The organism is Paenibacillus sp. F4 (assembly GCF_002894905.1).
GTDB classification, from domain to species: Bacteria; Bacillota; Bacilli; order Paenibacillales; family Paenibacillaceae; genus Paenibacillus; species Paenibacillus polymyxa_B.
Window position 1 is genome coordinate 216,094 of record NZ_POVS01000015.1, and the last position, 17,109, is coordinate 233,202.

Below are 17,109 nucleotides of genomic sequence, written 5' to 3' on the forward strand. Positions count from 1 at the left end.
TTCATATGCACTTGTATGAGTGTAATAAACAAACAGAATGGAGAGATAAACATGAGTTCAGCAAGCAGAAACATTTCTACAATTATGCGGGTGGCGCTGGGAATTTTGTTTTTGGCACACGGAATTGCTAAATTCCAAATGGGGTTGGGTAATGTAGCAGGCTGGTTTGCCAGCATTGGCGTTCCAGGATTTCTAGGTTATGTCGTTGCGGTGATTGAGTTGGTTGGCGGGATTGCATTGATTCTTGGATTGCTTACTCGCTATGTATCTGGGCTTTTGGTTATTGTTTTGATCGGCGCCATTTTTACAGCAAAATTGTCCGGCGGGTTGATGGGGAATGGTCAAGGCGCTGGCTATGAGCTGGATATTGCTTTTATTCTGGTAGCTCTTCATCTGGTATTTGCACCAACGACTCGCTTGTCTCTGGACTCTTTGTTCAGCCGTCGTGAGTCAACAGAAAAATAATTTTTGATTGCTTTAGTCCTCCAATCCATGTAGAAAGAGGGAAATCTCATGACAGCACATATTCATGACAACACCAAAATTGGGCAGGTTTCATTAAAGGTTAGTAACTTGGAGCGTTCTATTCAATTTTATACAGAGGTCGTTGGTTTTCAGCTACTGCGTCAAACGGCGAATACCGCCGAATTGACTGTCGATGGGAAGCATGCGCTACTGATCCTTAACTATATTGAAAATGCAGTTATTCTGCCGCGTCAATCTGCTGCCGGGTTATATCACTTTGCTATTCTTCTACCAAACCGTGTAGCTCTGGGCCTGTCCTTACGTAATCTGCTGGCTCATGAGATTGAAATCGGACAGGGAGACCATGATGTAAGTGAAGCTCTATATATCCATGACCCCGATAATAACGGAATTGAAATCTATGCAGATCGTCCCCGTGATCAATGGAAAAAGGATGCTAATGGATTTTACATCATGGGAACAGATCCCGTGGATGCAGAAGACTTGGTTGCGATTTCCGAAAATCTACCTTGGCAGGGACTACCTAAGGGAACGGTAATCGGGCACGTCCACTTCCATGTGTCTAATTTGCTCAAAGCACAGCAATTTTATTGCGATGTGCTTGGCTTTGACATTACGTGCCGGTATGGCTCTTCAGCCTTGTTCGTTTCCGCAGGTGGTTACCACCACCATTTGGGCTTGAATATATGGGCAGGTGAAGGAGCCCCACCAGCTCCTGAGCACGCTGCCGGATTGGATTATTTTGAATTGATCGTACCAGATCAGAATGAATTGGATTCCATTGTGGCTCGTTTAGAGGCAGCAGGCTATGGAGTGCAAGAACGCGATGGCGCCAAGTATGTAGCTGATCCGTTCCGTATTCAAATTAAACTGATTAACGGTCAAATCTCGTAACAAAGAAGGCACGTAACAAAAAAAGGGTATTCCTATAAGCCGTAAAGGCTGGGAATCCCCTTTTTTCGTATACTAGAACAAGCTCCAGTCCAAATCCCGAGACATCTTCTCCAACAAGTGTACACCAGCTGTACTGTTGCCCATACGGTTCAGAGAAGGTCCAACCAGTCCAATGCCATATCGTCCGGGTACCATCGTCATAATACTGCCTGATACACCGCTTTTGGCAGGTAGTCCGACTTGAATGGCGAATTCCCCTGAGGCGTCATACATGCCGCATGTCGTCATAAATGTTTTGGCGATCTGTACATAGCGGCGGGGAATCAGCGGTATACCTGTCACCGGATCACGGCCGTTATAGGCTAGTACAAGTCCCATACGTGCTAAATCTGTACAGTTCAATTTGACAGCACAATGTCTGAAATAAACTTCAAGCACATCCTCCACATGACCTCTTAAAATTCCTTTTTCCATTAGAAAATAAGCAAGGGAACGGTTCAAATGGCCTGTAGCTGATTCTGAATCGTAGACATCCTGATCATATTCCAATGTGTCATTGTGGGTAAGCAGGCGGAAAAATTGGAGAACACGGGCAAATTTCTCTTCTGGACTGTTCCCGCGAATCAGAGAGGAGACTGCGATTGCTCCGGCGTTAATCAGTGGGTTAAACGGAATGCCCGGCTCAACTAGTTCTAGCTTTAGCATGGAATTAAAACGGTCTCCGGTAGGCTCCATACCCACCTTAGAGAAGACAACGTCCTCTCCATTATCCATCAAGGCCAGAATGAGCGTAAATACCTTTGAGATACTTTGCATCGTAAATTGGATTTCCGTATCCCCGGCCACTACGGTTTCACCGGCACCGTTCATTACAACAACACCCAGCGCGTCGGCCGGGGCTTTGGACAGTTCGGGAATATATGCTGCTACCTTGCCATGAATATACTCATGACGGCTTTGTTCTACCCATTCCGGCAGTTTGGTTTGTAATCTCTGCCACTCCGATGTCATTTCTTTTCCTCCAGTCGAGTAACCAATCTGTGGTATTTTGTTGTAGAGTAAGAAGTGATAGCTATACGCCTATTCTAAAGATATTTCTGGTCGAAAGACAAGTTTGAATTGAATTTGATAAGTGGAGGTAGTGACTTGTTTTTATCTCATAATGCACCGAATTTTGATGAAGACTATGATGAGGTTTTTAAGGGTCGAAGACTTAGAGGTTTTGTACGTAGTGTACTGGAGCAGGCTGCAGCCTTATCAGACAAAAATCCTAAATGGGCTAACCGCATATTGAAACAGTGGGCAAATGATGTGGAAACGAGCCGAAATGAGCGTCTGGAGCATGAACGCACCCGGGAGAGGCATGTGCATCTATTGTTTTCTCAGTCTGCCGCAGGCTCGATGAAGGTAGGACTTTCGGGTGCAGGATTGCGGCTTGAGAGTATCGTTCTGTCTTTTAATGATCAGTTTTCCATAGGACCATTGTGGAGGCTGGAAACATCAGAAGGACAAGAAAACCGTCACAGCTGGTTGGCTGAACGGATGATGCATTATGAGTTTTTCCATTACGCCAATTGGGAGCAGCGTATTGAACAGATGATGGTTACCCTTAGTGAAATTCCGGATGATAAGTCGATCACGATCTGGTGTGGCTCTAATGCTGACGAGCAGGTTGGATTACGCTTTGCATTATATCTCTTGCGCAACAGAGCTACACCTATTCGAGTCATTAATGTCACGGATACCTTGGAGCGGGAGCCGGATGATTATTTATATAATGAGAGTCCATTCCCTTTATCCATGGGCGTGGTGCATTCGAAAGAAATCGAACGGTTCATTAAGCGAAGTGAAGATGAACTTTATGTGGTGTGTATGGAAGACCGACGTCAATACGAACGGGAGTGGTTGGAGCTTAGCGAGCAAGATAGTGTCCTGAGATTATGGGACAATGACCGTATTGTTCATGTGCCGGAGGATTATTTGGATCAGGCCTTGCTGGATATGATTAGCCAGATACAGTTAGCTGATAATCTGGAATTTGTGAACACCGGAAAAATAATAGGTCAAGCTTTAACGCAGTGGTCGCAGCCAAGAAGCGATACTTTTTTGGAATACCGGATTCAACAGTTGATCGCTTATGGCAAACTTGATTTTCAGGGGATGCCGGGAATGATGAATCGTTATGCTGTGAAAATAAAAGAGTAAAGCGAAAAGAGATCAAATAAAAACTGCCGACGAGATCGGCAGTTTAATTTGAAGACCTTCTGATGTATCAGGCTATTCATCGGAAGGTTATTTTGCTATGTAATTAGAATCAATAGTAGCTGCTTGAATTCAATGAACTTATGATAGCAGGCAATAGAGCAACAGCCATAATGATATAGATCACGATTACAATAGCTGCCCAAAGAAGGCCTGCTTTAGCATAGTTAGCTTTGCTCGGATTAGTCGAGCCGCTAAATGCCCACACAAACAGCATAATAAGTCCAACTACCGGTATAGCCATCAGAAGTAAACTGATCATCCACTCCTTGAATGATACAGGAGGTGGGTAAACAGGGGCTGGTCTGGAGGGTGCTCCTTGCTGATTGTATTGCGGATTAAACTGGTTAGACAATTAGATCTTCTCCCTACGTGATTAGTATGTTGTGTTTCCTATATTGACCAAAACATCATACATGATATGACAATATGCAACAAGTAAAATTCAGTAAACAGTCTAATAGTACTATCACATGATTAAAAATAGGACTATACACCCTATTGACGAAGCAGTTTTTATATATTACTGTATTGATATTAACATTTTGTTTTTATCAATTGATTCAAATTAAAAGTTACATAGAGCATTCGTCACTTTTGAATTAAAAGCGACAAATGACCCATATATGAACAGGTAGGTGAGGCAAGTGACAGATGGATCGAAACATAATCACAGTGGCTTGACGGAAGAGGAGTTCTTGGCCGCTTATGATGCGAATGAATATGAGCGCCCATCCGTAACGGTAGATATGCTGCTATTTACGGTAATGGATCAGTTCCAACAAAATTACCGGAAGCTGCCTGAGAAGACCCTCCAGCTTCTTTTGATCCAAAGAGGAGAGCATCCTTATATAGGGCAATGGGCGTTGCCGGGTGGTTTTGTAGGCATAAATGAAAGTCTGGAAGAGGCTGCACGACGCGAGCTTAAAACGGAAACGAATGTGGACCAAATTTATATGGAGCAGCTATATACTTGGGGAGATGTGGCACGTGATCCTCGTATGCGGGTAATCAGCTGCGCTTACATGGCATTGGTGGACCACGATTCCTTGGAGGTACAGGCGGGGGATGATGCCGCTGATGCCCAATGGTTTGAGCTTGATTACAGCGTAGCTCAGGAGACGCGGACGAATCAGCCGGAAGGTTACACATGGGAACAAGACATTGACATCACATTGAAGCATGGGGACATCCATCTGTCAGCCAAAGTAAAAATCACTGAAATTCTTAAGGGGAAAACCATTGAAATCAAGCGAGAAGTGCTGGAGTCACAGGGAATTGCTTTTGATCATGCCAAAATTATTGCGTACGGTATAGAGCGTCTGCGCAGCAAAATAGAATACACAGATATCGCGTTTCACCTGATGCCAGCTCTATTTACACTGAGTGAGCTTCAGCAAGTGTATGAAATTATTCTAGGTAAGGAGCTCTTGGCCGCAGCTTTTCGTCGCAAAATAGCTGATCTCGTGGAAGAAACCAATGAGTATAGAAAGGCGGCCGGACATCGTCCGTCCAAGTTATACCGATTTAAGCCTCGGTCGCGTTTTATGTAGCATAAGGAATATGAAATGAGGAATCTTCATGGAAAAGTTTACGTTTTTTTATCGCAGTCATTCGCCGTTTTCGCAATGGTATCCTTCTGATTTTGTCGTGGATGGATTGGAGTTTAACTGTGCCGAGCAATATATGATGTTAAAAAAAGCACAGCTTTTTGGGGATGAAGAAGCGGGCCTGAAAATTATGCAAGCCCCCACCCCAAGGGAGCAAAAAGCCCGGGGCCGCAGTGTGCGCGGATTTGACCAATCCTTGTGGGAGGCCAATTGCCGGCAATTTGTGTATGACGGTAATTACGCCAAGTTTACACAAAATCCGAATTTGCTCAAGCACCTGCTTAAAACGAAAGGAACCACTCTGGTTGAGGCTAGTCCGACCGACACCATTTGGGGTGTAGGCTTAGCTGAGAGCGATGCTCGTATACGGAATCGCAAGCTATGGCGTGGCACGAACTGGCTAGGAGAAATATTGACGAATTTACGTGAGGATGTATTGCAAAAGGAGGTATAGTCATCATGAAAAATACAATGAATTCCCGGAGCAACCGGGAGGCTCGATCGCATATGGCGCAGGAAACACTATCCATTTTGGAATATGGGTATTATACGAATATCAAACAGGTTCAAGTAAATATGACAAAAGAGATAGGAAATGCGGTCACAGACTCGAAGTTATATACACCTTCTCAGCTGATAGCTGTAAAACAAGAGGCAGAGCAAAGAATAAAAAATATAATGGGGCCTTCTTCCCGTATAGAAGAACTGACGATTCTTGCAAAATTGGAAATTACGGGAGAAAGCACGTTACAGGCGGCATACAGACTCCAGGTAGAGGAGAAGCTGACCCACGTGGCGTGTTTGAATTTTGCATCAGCCAAAAACCCGGGAGGTGGATTTCTCGGAGGTAGCCAGGCTCAAGAAGAAAGCTTGGCTCGTTCGTCAGCGTTGTATCCTTGCATTTCACAAATGGAAGAGATGTATGGACATAATCGGAAGCTGCGGAGCTGTTTTTATTCAGATTATATGATTTATTCGCCTGAAGTTCCGGTATTTCGGGATGATCAGGGGACATTGTTGGAGAAGCCGTATCAAGTCGATTTCCTGACCGCACCTGCTGTAAATGCTGGAGTTGTGCGAGAACGGGAACCAGAGCAGGTGAATCGGATTGGTGAAGTGATGCTGGAGCGGATCCGTTACATTCTTGGAATGGCTAAGCAAAACGGCGTAGAACATCTTGTGCTGGGAGCCTATGGTTGCGGGGTATTTCGCAATAAGCCAGAAGAGGTTGCCCTCTGGTTCAAGCAAGTGCTTGTAGATGAAGGATATGGTTTGCTGTTTGACCGGATTGTTTTTGCAGTATTGGATCACAAAGCAGACCAACATACTTTAAACAGCTTTAAAAATGTTCTTTCTTGAAGCGAAGGCAGTGCATAAAAACTGTTTACTATAATATCTCATGAAAAAGGAAGGTGCTGAATGAATCCATCTTCGAACATAACCTGGCATGTGTCCGATATTGATAAGCAAGCGCGTCAGCTTTTGAATGGCCATAAAAGTCCGGTGCTTTGGTTTACGGGGCTCTCTGGTTCGGGAAAATCAACGGTTTCCTCCACACTTGAAAAAGCGTTATACGCACGAGGCATACACACGTTTATTTTGGATGGGGATAATGTTCGGCATGGTTTAAATCGGAATCTAGGTTTCCTGCCCGCTGACCGTAAAGAAAATATCCGCCGTATTGCTGAAGTTGCAAAGCTAATGGCACATGCGGGTGTTCTAACGATTTGCGCCACCATTTCCCCTTATCGTGAAGATCGTGAAATGGTAAAGGACATTTTACAGCAGGAAGGTTGCTATGAGATTTATATACAGTGCAGCCTGGAGGAATGTGAGCGACGCGATCCAAAAGGAATGTACAAGAAAGCACGTGCCGGAGAAATTCATCATTTTACGGGGATTGATGCTCCCTATGAAGCACCGCTGGAACCGGATCTAATCGTATCCACTGAAGACCGGGAGGTAATCCAATCGGTTCAGGATATCTTGGATTTTCTTGATAGGAAGCAGCTGCTATTATGATTTTATGATGAATTCTACATGAATATTGTCTGAAAGCCTCCATGGCAAAGCTTCGAGAAGTGATCAAGTAATCATTACAGAAAGTAAAAATGAAGCATACCAATTGGTGAATAAATACAGTACTGCATATACGGCAAGCCTTATAGGGCTTGCTTTTTTATTTATGATTTTAAACTAATTCTAAATCCTATATTATAATAATTATAAAAAAGTATTGATTTTTGTTTGTGCACAATTTATAGTGAAAGGCACATAGTCAACCAATTCATTCAAGAGGTGATGTCAATCATGAGTAACCAACCAACGAACCTGACCACAAGCTGGGGCGCTCCTGTTGGAGATAATCAAAATTCGATCACAGCAGGCTCACGGGGCCCCACACTAATTCAGGATGTGCATCTGCTGGAGAAATTGGCGCATTTTAACCGGGAGCGTGTGCCGGAACGTGTCGTTCATGCAAAAGGTGCAGGGGCGCACGGATATTTTGAAGTCACTAATGATTTGTCTGCATTTACAAAAGCAAGCTTCTTGTCTGAGGTGGGCAAGCGTACACCGATGTTTATTCGCTTTTCGACTGTGGCGGGTGAGCTGGGCTCGTCCGATACTGTACGCGACCCGCGTGGTTTTGCGGTGAAGTTTTATACAGAAGAAGGCAACTATGATCTCGTTGGCAATAATACACCTGTGTTTTTTATTCGGGATGCCATTAAATTTCCTGACTTTATTCATACGCAAAAACGTCATCCCCAAACCCATCTGAAAAACCCGAATGCGGTCTGGGATTTCTGGTCCTTATCTCCTGAATCGCTGCATCAGGTAAGTATCCTTATGTCTGACCGCGGTATTCCAGCTACATTTAGACATATGCATGGTTTCGGTAGTCACACGTTCAAGTGGGTCAACGCCGAAGGACAGGCAGTATGGGTGAAATATCATTTTAAAACGGAGCAAGGTGTGCAAAATCTTGATGTGGATTTGGCTGCGAAAATTGCCGGTGAAAATCCGGATTATCATACAGAAGACTTGTTTAATGCCATCAAAAAAGGTGATTTTCCTGCATGGAAACTTCATGTGCAGATTATGCCGGTAGAAGATGCAGATACGTACCGCTTTGATCCATTTGATGTAACAAAAGTATGGTCTCAAAAGGATTATCCGCTGATTGAGGTTGGGCGCATGGTGCTGAATCGCAATCCTGAGAACTACTTTGCTGAGGTAGAACAGGCGACATTCTCTCCGGGTTCATTTGTTCCTGGAATTGAAGCATCCCCGGATAAAATGCTGCAAGGACGCCTGTTTGCTTACGGCGACGCACATCGCTACCGTGTAGGTGCAAATCATAATTCGTTGCCAATCAACCGTCCGCATGCGGAAGTACAGAACTACCAACGTGATGGTGCATTACGCAGTGACAGCAATGGCGGAGGATCTGTTTATTATGAGCCTAATAGTCTCGGTGGACCCAAAGAATCACCTGCGCACAAAATTGCTCCTTTTGAAGTGTCTGGCGAGGCTCAAAGTGTAGCCTACGATCATCACGATCACTACACACAGCCGGGCGACCTGTACCGCTTGCTCAGTGAAGAAGAGCGTGCACGTCTGGTCCGAAACATCGTAAATGCGATGAAGCCCGTAGAAAATGATGAAATTAAACTACGTCAGATCGGACATTTCTACAAAGCTGATCCTGAATACGGACGTCGTGTAGCCGAAGGTTTGGGCTTGACCGTTCCTCAAGGCGAGTAAAAGGATTTTGCAAACTTCTAATCTGATAAACCCGTATGAATAAATAATAAAAGGATGTCCCAACACCACGTACATGGTGGATGGGACATCCTTTGTTTTTGAGAGCGATATAAATCAGGTGCTATTATATCCTCTGCAAGCGAGGTAAATAGATTACAAGAAACAGTGACCGTCCTAGTGCAAACACGATAAAGGATAGCCAAAGTCCGTGATTCCCATAATGGGGAACGCACCAGAAGAGAGCGATCAAAAAGCAGAGCAATGAAATCATCATCGAATTACGAATGGGATACGTTACCGTCATTCCCGTAAACACACCGTAGAATACCAGTCCCAGCCCGGCTGCCAGCGGAAAGACCACAAGCCATCTATTATAAGGGCCTGTAAGACTAATCACTGTAGCATTATCCGTAAATAGTGAGATAAGCGGCTCTTTCAGTGCGAAATACAATCCTCCGGTCACTACGCTGGTCACCAGTGTCCAGAACCAGGACAAGTTAATAACTCTTTGCAGCATTTTACGATCCCCGGCCCCCCGAGCCTGACCCGTCATGATGCTACTGGCGTTGGCGAACCCATCAAAAAAGTAAGCCATAATATAATGGATCTGCAACAAAATAGCGTTCGCCGCCAATTGATCGGTTCCAAAGCTCGCACTGCGCGCCGTAAACAGATTAAACATCGTCAGCAGACAGGCTGTACGAATCATAAGATCAAGGTTTGTTGCCATGACACTTTTCAACTCTGAAGCTCCAAACCAACCTCGCCAATTCATCTGTCCGCTGTGCTTCCATTCTTTCCAAATCGATGAGCGGAACACCAGGACCAGACCCAATACACATGCAAGAGCTTCCGCAATCAGAGTAGCGCTTGCTACACCAGTGACATTCCAATGCATCATCTGTGTAAATACAATAGCTAATACCATATTGATTACGTTCATTGTAATTTGCAAAAATAATGTAGCCTTCACACGGGACAATCCCATCAGCCAGCCGAGCAGCACATAGTTCACCAATGTAAGAGGGGCTCCCCAAATACGAATGTTAAAATAAATTGCTGCCTGCGCCGCCACATCCTGAGCCGGATGGATAAGCTGAAGAGAAGCTAGCAGAATTGGCTTTTGTAACACAATGAATACCGCACCAATGAGTAAAGCAATGGCCAGTGGGCGCATGAGAGCAGCTATGCTCTGGTCGTTATTTTGTGCCCCCGCGGCTTGTGCCGTGAAAGCTGATGTGCTGACTCGCAGGAAGCCAAACAGCCAATATAAAGTATTGAAAATAAGAGTGCCCACCGCTACACCGCCTAAATACGCGGAATGGCTCAAATGACCGATTACAGCTGTATCCACCGCACCGAGCAGCGGGGTTGTAATCGTCGAAATAATTAAAGGGATAGCTAAAGCAAGATAGGCTCGGTGGGAAGGCAACATGTTGAAAAAACCTCCAGTAATGATTGTGTATAAGGATGGCGATCCGAATGAAATAATGCTTCTTTGGGAAAATGCTCAACCACACTGCCTTCTTTCATGACCATGATTCGATCACTCATAAAGTGCACAGCCGCCAGATCATGTGAGATAAACAGATAAGCCAGTCCTAGCTCATCCTGCAAATCCTTGAGCAGATTTAAAACGGTGGCTTGTGTAGTCACATCCAAACTAGCCGTTGGCTCGTCCAATACGATAAAATCCGGCTCTGTGCTGATGGCACGTGCGATAGTTACACGCTGCTTTTCCCCACCGCTGAGCTGATGTGGAAACTTGTCCAGATAGCTGGCTGGAAGCTTTACCATATCAAGCAAATGTTCTGCTATATCCCGACGTTCTGAGGACATACCCGCCATAAAGGAAGGAACATAGTACTTAAGCTGGTCCAGTGGCTCCAGCAGGGAGTGCAGGATGGTTAGTCTGGGGTTCAAAGCCGCAGATGGATGTTGAAATACTGCACCCAGCCTGCTGCGAATCCGTTTTAATTCGCTCCGCTTTAGCCCTCGGATAGACTGTCCATCCAGTCTAAGCTCACCTTGATCAAATGGGTCCAATGTCAAAATACAGCGAGCGAGTGTACTTTTCCCACTGCCGCTTTCCCCGACGATGCCCAGACATTCTCGGGAGGAGATCGTCAGAGCAACATCTTGCAGCACCGTTTTGCCTCCAGCGTAAGCCTTCGTCAAACCGGAGACGGTCACGACAGGATTAGACGTGTCTTGCCGCTGAGCGCAGGCGGCTTGATTATTCATGTAAAGCGCTCCTTTCCAATGCGTTCTGTTCTTCAGTACTGTTGTAAGGCAAACGTGCTGGAGCGCCCGGAGACAGCGGTGGAATAGCCGCCAGTAGACGACGAGTATACGGGTGGGCCGGATGGTTCAGCACCGCTTGCGTTTCACCAGTTTCAACTAGTGAACCTTCGCGCATCACTGCGATTCGATCTGCATACTTGCGTACATGACGCAGGTCGTGAGTGATCCACAAGACGGATATACCCGTTTCCGTCCGGATTTGGTCAATGAGCTGGAGCACCCGATGAGCTGTGAGCGTATCCAGCGCGGTTGTAGGCTCGTCGGCAATAAGCAACTTCGGCTCCAGTAGCAGTGCAGCCGCAATAGCTGCCCGTTGCAATTGACCGCCGCTGAGCTGGAACGGATAGCTGCGGTACACGCGCTCGGCGGGAAGTTGTACGCGCTCCAGCACCTCGATACAGCGTTGCTTACGTGCCTTGCGATCTTGTTTGCCATGGGCGCGCATCAGCTCGTCCAGTTGGCTGCCCACACGCAGAAAGGGGGTGAAAGCCCCGTGGTAGTCTTGAAAAATGTAAGATATTTCACTACCAAGCAAAGAACGTCTTTGTTTAGCGGATAGATCCAGCAAATTATTGTCCTTCCACGCAATGATTCCTTCCGCTGTAACAGAAGAGGGGAGAAGGCCGCCGATAGCAAACGCCGTCATGCTTTTGCCGCTACCGCTTTCGCCGGCTAGAGCACACCATTCCCCCGGACGAATGGCAAGCTCCAGTTGCTCTACAATCGTTTTTGCATTTGTCCGAATCGTTAAGCCTTCAATAGTCAGCATGTGCCAGTTCACTCCTCTGTCCGGGTTTTAATATCATAACGGTCGCGCAGTTTGTCTCCAAATACGTTCGCCAGTAGCACTGTTAGCACGACAGCTATCCCTGGAACCAGCATCAGGTGGGGAGCCATTTGAAAATACGCTCGTCCTTCATTCAACATAGTACCCCATTCGGGAATTGGCGGCTGTGGACCTAAGCCCAAAAAAGATAGGGAGGCAATCATTAAAATGATTTTGCCGATATCCAGCGTAGCCAGCACAAGAACATTCCCAATTGCATGGGGGAGAATATGCCGCATGACAATCCGCAGGGAGGAGGTACCCGCCAGTATGGATAACGAAATGTAATCCTTTTGCTTTTCAGCCAGAACGGTACTACGCACCAGGCGTGCATAACCAACCCATTTTACCGCAGTCACCGCGAAAATAAGATTTACTAAGCCTGGTCCGAGCAAACCGCTCAGTACAATGGCAAAAATATAATCAGGTAATGTCATGAAGGCATCAACCACCCGTTTGAATACACGATCCATCCAACCTCCAATAAATCCTGAAAGCAGACCAAGAGGGACCCCGACAACCAGCGAAACGGCCAAAATCAACAAACTGGTTCCGACAGTCGTCCGAAGTCCAGCTATGACTCTAGATAGTACATCTCTGCCCAAATGATCCGTTCCCAGCCAGTGCGTAGCGCTGATCGATTGTAGTCGATTCCCCATCTGGATACGATACGGATCTTGCGGTGCAAGAAACGGAACGACTGTAATTGCTGCAAGAATGAGCAGGATGGAGAGCGACACGATCCATGTTTTGGACAATCGTGTTCTAGTGAGCTGCCTGTTTTCCGCATGTACGGATTTTATCATGATAAACGTTTCTCCTTCAAAGCGATTTCAGGATTGACCCAACGGTAGGACAGCTCTACCAAGATATTGATACATACAATGAATGCAGCCATAAATACGGTATAGCCCTGAATTATGGGGTAATCCCTTGCAGCAATGGCATCCACAATCCATTTGCCCAGCCCCGGATAGGCGAATAGCACTTCAATTACGACTGTGCCTCCCAGTAGGCTGCCTATACTCTCACTGAATACCGTAATGAGCGGAACTAGACTGTGACGAAGCATGTGTCTGAAAAAAATGTGGATGGGGCTGATTCCACGCGCTTGCGCCGCTTTGATAAAATCTTGTCCCGAGCTTTCAATCAGACTTGCGCGGATCATTCGTACATAAACGGCCGCCATTGCCAATCCCAAGGTAAGAGAAGGGAGTACCAAATGAAAAGCGGTTCCTTCACCCATAGACGGCAAAATGCGCAATTTAACTGCAAACCATTCGATAAACAAAAGCCCCAGCCAAAAGCTGGGAATCGAGGAGCCGATTAAGGCAAACACACGACTGGTTCTGTCAATCCAGCGGTTACGGTATAGCGCTGCCATCGTTCCCAAAGGGAGAGCTATCAGCAGCATAATGAACAGGGAGCCTCCGGTCAGCAGCAGCGTATAGGGCAGTTTTTCCATAAACTCTGTGAATACCGGACGATGGGTTAAATAAGATTGTCCAAAATCAAACTGAAGCAACTGAACCAGCCACTTACCATATTGCACAGGCAATGGTTGATCCAGCCCCAGTTGACTGCGCATATCCATTATTTGCTGATTGGACACAGCTACATCATCGACTCGGAGAATGCTCCGGACGGGATCGCCCGGAACAAGCTTAAGCAGACAGAAGCTCACAAAGGAAAGAATAAGAAAGAACAAAACCAGTTCAAGAAACTTTTTGGCGATGGATTTAAACATGCTAGTTCACATCCAGGTCCTGGGTCAGCAAGTAGTATTCACTTTGACTAGTTACCCAGTTATGTACGTAATCGCGATAGGCCACTACGTTGTTTGGATGGACCAGAAAGGATTGCAGATTTTGTTGGTCAATCAGCGTGACAGCCTTCAGCGCCAGCTTGTTGCGTTGTTCCTCATTCACGGTTGTGTTCAGCTGTGAAATCATACCCGAGAGTTCTGGTACATGCACACGCCCATAATTCAGTGCTCCTTCAGGCATGTAAGCCGCATTCAGAAAATAGCTTGCATCGCCGCGCGGGGCTGTAATGCTACTATAAGTCGCTAAATCCCAATCCTGATGAGCGGCAAGATATTCGTCAATATTATCAACCTGACGGATATCAATCGTAATGCCAAGTTCTTTAGCGTTAGCCTGAATCAGCTGGGAAATGAGTGGAAGCTCCGCTCTCGACTGGTAAGTTAGCAATGTAAGATGAAGCGGCTTGCCGTCGGGGTTCGCAACTTTTCCGTTCTGCACTGTATATCCAGCTTGCTTGAAGCCTTCTCGTGCAGCATTCAAATCAAACTGTTTCGTAATATATTTCGGTGAAAAAGGAAAGTCGGACAAGAACGGGCCTTGAGCAGGGGTTCCCTGACCAGACATGATACCACTGGCAATCTCATCCCGGTTGATCAGGTTATCGAATGCTTTACGCACAGCCGTCTTTTTCAGATCGTTATTGTTCATATTGTAAATCAGTTGATGCGTTCGCAAACTAGGAAGCGAGTCTACCTTAACATTAGAATCAGCTTTCAATAGCTCCAAGCTTTCAATTGGCGGGCGATACACAATATCAGCTGTTTTGGCTTGAAAAGCAAGCTGACGCGCATTGGCGTCTTCGTTAAACATGAATTTGGCATGTTTCAACTTTACTTCACCGTTCCAATATTGTTCATTGCGATCTAAATTCAGTTCACTTCCAGCACGGAAGCTGGCAACCTTGAACGGTCCCGTCCCTGATGGGAGGTCACCTGTAGCTGTGGTGTCTATAATAGCCGTATTCGGATGAACCAGCTCAGACACAAATTCTGGGAAAGGCTTGTCTGTCGTAATGGTCAAAATCTGTCCATCCGCATGAATATCACGGATATGTAGCGCATTTTTGACCGATGGATTGAGCTTTAACGCTCTTTCCAAAGAAGCTTTGACAGCAGCGGCATTGACGGCTTTACCGCTGTGGAAGTTCACACCTGGTCGGATGTTGAAGGTCCAGTGCTGTCCGTCCTTGCTGTCCCATTTCTCTGCAAGCCAAGCTTCCAGCTTGAGATCCTTGTTCACTTTGATCAGTGTTTCACTTACTCCAGCACGAACAGCTGTGTAATTTACATCTGAATGAGGGTCTATAGAAGGGCTTTGCACGTTAAACAATAAGGTGACACTTTTATCTTGTGGTGCAGCAGATGGAGAGGGTGAAGCTGACGGAGATGAAGCGCAGGCTGCCATCATCACCGCCATTACCGCAGGTATAAATAGTTTAAAATACGAACGCTTAAACAACAGGGAGTCCTCCTTAATAGTAATCGTAATTTTTACGCTTTAATTCATAAACCATATCGTAACCAAATGAAGGAGGTTTGTAAATATGTAATTGATGAATGTGTATGTAAATTCATATGAAAAAAGGCTGCATAACCAATAGTGAGATGGTTAGCAGCCTTTAAGTATATTTAGAAATGTTTAATTTGGAATGGCTAAAAATTTATGAATTAATGCATGGGTGCTTTGGCAGTGCCATGTTCAACATGAACTCTACGGATGAAAAACGCAAGGATCAACCCGATCACACTGATGATCATCGCAAAGAAAAATGAATTTTGTGATCCGATTGCCATGGCATTGGCCATTTCATTTACCGATTCAGGCATACTGGATTGGCTCAAATAGCTGTCCATGCCCTTCGAGAGAATGCTTACCGCTACGGCTGTACCAATAGCACCAGCAACTTGTTGGAGCGTGCTCATAATGGCCGTTCCGTCTGGGTATAGATCCATAGGGAGCTGGTTAAGTCCGTTTGTCTGAGCTGGCATCATAATCATGGAAATGCCGATCATCAAGCAACTATGAAGCACAATAATGAGTACGAGAGTTGAAGTTGTTGTAATGCCAGACAGGAAAAACAAAACAGCAGCTACAATCACAAGTCCTGGAATGACAAGCCATTTGGGACCAAATTTATCGAATAGGGAGCCCATAATGGGAGACAAGAGACCGTTGATAATCCCACCAGGCAGAAGTACCAAACCTGCTGTTAGAGCAGACAGAGCCAGCCCTTTTTGCAAAAAGAGTGGAAGAATCAGCATTGTAGAAAGGATCGTCATCATACATAGGAATACCATGATAACGCCAATAACAAACATTGGATATTTAAACACACGCAAATTCAACATAGGTTGCTTCATTTTCAACTGGCGTACAGAGAACAGAATCAACGATACCAGACCGATGATTACAGGAAGCAAAACAACCGGGCTAGCCCAACCTTCGCCACCTTCTCCGGATTTACTGAAACCAAACACGACACCGCCGAAGCCAATGGAAGACAATAGGATAGATAAAAAATCAATTTTGGGCTTGGTCGTTTTTGAAACGTTTTGCATAAATAAAACACCGCAGATCAGCGAGAGAACCAAGAATGGAAGGGAGATCCAGAAGATCCAGTGCCAAGACAGATTTTGCAGTACCAGTCCTGCAATGGTAGGTCCCACCGCAGGTGCAAACATAATGACCAATCCGATGATCCCCATAGCCGCGCCTCTCTTTTCAGCCGGGAAAATGATCAAGATGGTGTTAAACATCAATGGCAATAACAACGCCGTACCAATGGCCTGAAGAATACGTGCGATCAATAGCACTGTAAAAGTAGGTGCAAGTGCGGCAACGAGACAACCGGCTATTGAGAATAGCAACGATGTCACAAACAGCTGTCTTGTCGTAAAGGTTTGAATCAGCAATCCCGATACAGGTACTAAAATACCGAGTGTAAGCAGATAAGCGGTTGTCAGCCATTGGGCTGTTGCAGTTGTAATATGCAAAATCTGCATCAAATCATTCAGTGCAATGTTAAGTGCCGTTTCACTGAACATCCCAATAAAGCCGCTAAGGAGCAGCGCAATCATAATAGGTAGCACCTTGAACGTTTTGGGTTCAGAGGGTGAACTTGTTTGACTCATTG

17 protein-coding genes are annotated in these 17,109 nt (G+C 45.6%); 8 read left to right on the forward strand and 9 right to left on the reverse strand.

Annotated elements, in window-relative coordinates:
• Positions 1-51 precede the first annotated feature (51 nt).
• Together C1T21_RS17950 and C1T21_RS17955 are read left to right on the forward strand one after the other, a co-directional pair.
• Entirely contained in the window at positions 52-465 is a 414-nt protein-coding gene (locus C1T21_RS17950; RefSeq protein WP_103049210.1) for a DoxX family protein, read from the forward strand.
• A gap of 48 nt (positions 466-513) precedes the next feature.
• Positions 514-1,380: a VOC family protein gene (locus C1T21_RS17955; RefSeq protein ID WP_103049211.1), complete on the forward strand. Its 867-nt coding sequence runs from the start codon at positions 514-516 to the stop codon at positions 1,378-1,380.
• Positions 1,381-1,452: 72 nt separating this feature from the next.
• Here C1T21_RS17955 and glsA read toward each other — a convergent pair whose 3' ends face one another.
• The gene (gene glsA, locus C1T21_RS17960) at positions 1,453-2,391 is read right to left on the reverse strand and encodes a glutaminase A (RefSeq protein ID WP_028541640.1); all 939 of its coding nucleotides are present in this window, start codon (positions 2,389-2,391) and stop codon (positions 1,453-1,455) included.
• Between the two features lie 135 nt (positions 2,392-2,526).
• On the opposite strand from glsA, the gene C1T21_RS17965 reads away from it, so the two are divergent.
• Positions 2,527-3,585 (forward strand): DUF1835 domain-containing protein, encoded by a 1,059-nt coding sequence (locus C1T21_RS17965; protein ID WP_103049212.1) that lies wholly within the window; start codon positions 2,527-2,529, stop codon positions 3,583-3,585.
• A 109-nt stretch (positions 3,586-3,694) separates the two neighbouring features.
• Here the strand turns inward: C1T21_RS17965 and C1T21_RS17970 are convergent, their stop codons facing one another.
• Entirely contained in the window at positions 3,695-3,997 is a 303-nt protein-coding gene (locus C1T21_RS17970; protein ID WP_180984610.1) for a hypothetical protein, read from the reverse strand.
• 292 nt (positions 3,998-4,289) lie between these two features.
• Between C1T21_RS17970 and C1T21_RS17975 the strand changes: the two genes are divergently transcribed.
• The 5 genes from C1T21_RS17975 (at position 4,290) to katA (ending at position 9,020) form a co-directional block, all read left to right on the forward strand.
• Positions 4,290-5,195 (forward strand): NUDIX hydrolase, encoded by a 906-nt coding sequence (locus C1T21_RS17975; RefSeq protein WP_103049213.1) that lies wholly within the window; start codon positions 4,290-4,292, stop codon positions 5,193-5,195.
• Positions 5,196-5,223: 28 nt separating this feature from the next.
• Complete coding sequence (locus C1T21_RS17980) at positions 5,224-5,706, forward strand: riboflavin biosynthesis intermediates N-glycosidase (RefSeq protein WP_103049214.1); 483 nt, start codon at positions 5,224-5,226, stop codon at positions 5,704-5,706.
• A gap of 5 nt (positions 5,707-5,711) precedes the next feature.
• Positions 5,712-6,611, forward strand: coding sequence for a TIGR02452 family protein (locus C1T21_RS17985; protein ID WP_103049215.1), 900 nt, complete (start codon positions 5,712-5,714; stop codon positions 6,609-6,611).
• A gap of 60 nt (positions 6,612-6,671) precedes the next feature.
• A complete protein-coding gene (cysC, locus tag C1T21_RS17990; RefSeq protein ID WP_103049216.1) occupies positions 6,672-7,274 on the forward strand; it encodes an adenylyl-sulfate kinase in 603 nt (200 codons plus the stop codon).
• Between the two features lie 288 nt (positions 7,275-7,562).
• On the forward strand, positions 7,563-9,020 hold the full coding sequence (gene katA, locus C1T21_RS17995; protein ID WP_103049217.1) for a catalase KatA: 1,458 nt from the start codon (positions 7,563-7,565) through the stop codon (positions 9,018-9,020).
• Between the two features lie 124 nt (positions 9,021-9,144).
• On the opposite strand, the gene C1T21_RS18000 is transcribed toward katA, so the two are convergent.
• The 7 genes from C1T21_RS18000 to C1T21_RS18030 form a co-directional block, all read right to left on the reverse strand.
• Positions 9,145-10,455, reverse strand: coding sequence for an MATE family efflux transporter (locus tag C1T21_RS18000; protein WP_103049218.1), 1,311 nt, complete (start codon positions 10,453-10,455; stop codon positions 9,145-9,147).
• Positions 10,422-11,264 carry an ABC transporter ATP-binding protein gene (locus C1T21_RS18005; RefSeq protein WP_103049219.1) on the reverse strand — a complete coding sequence of 281 codons (843 nt, stop codon included), beginning with the start codon at positions 11,262-11,264 and terminating at the stop codon, positions 10,422-10,424. Before C1T21_RS18005 ends, C1T21_RS18000 begins: the two co-directional genes overlap by 34 nt.
• On the reverse strand, positions 11,257-12,093 hold the full coding sequence (locus C1T21_RS18010; RefSeq protein ID WP_103049220.1) for an ABC transporter ATP-binding protein: 837 nt from the start codon (positions 12,091-12,093) through the stop codon (positions 11,257-11,259). The genes C1T21_RS18005 and C1T21_RS18010 overlap by 8 nt, the downstream gene beginning before the upstream one ends.
• Before the next feature lie 8 nt (positions 12,094-12,101).
• Positions 12,102-12,956: a nickel transporter permease gene (gene nikC / locus C1T21_RS18015; protein WP_103049221.1), complete on the reverse strand. Its 855-nt coding sequence runs from the start codon at positions 12,954-12,956 to the stop codon at positions 12,102-12,104.
• Positions 12,953-13,897: a nickel ABC transporter permease gene (nikB, locus tag C1T21_RS18020; protein WP_103049222.1), complete on the reverse strand. Its 945-nt coding sequence runs from the start codon at positions 13,895-13,897 to the stop codon at positions 12,953-12,955. The genes nikC and nikB overlap by 4 nt, the downstream gene beginning before the upstream one ends.
• A 1-nt stretch (position 13,898) precedes the next feature.
• Entirely contained in the window at positions 13,899-15,434 is a 1,536-nt protein-coding gene (nikA, locus tag C1T21_RS18025; RefSeq protein WP_103049223.1) for a nickel ABC transporter substrate-binding protein, read from the reverse strand.
• A 209-nt stretch (positions 15,435-15,643) separates the two neighbouring features.
• The gene (locus tag C1T21_RS18030; protein WP_180984618.1) at positions 15,644-17,107 is read right to left on the reverse strand and encodes a DHA2 family efflux MFS transporter permease subunit; all 1,464 of its coding nucleotides are present in this window, start codon (positions 17,105-17,107) and stop codon (positions 15,644-15,646) included.
• Between the last annotated feature and the right edge of the window lie 2 nt (positions 17,108-17,109).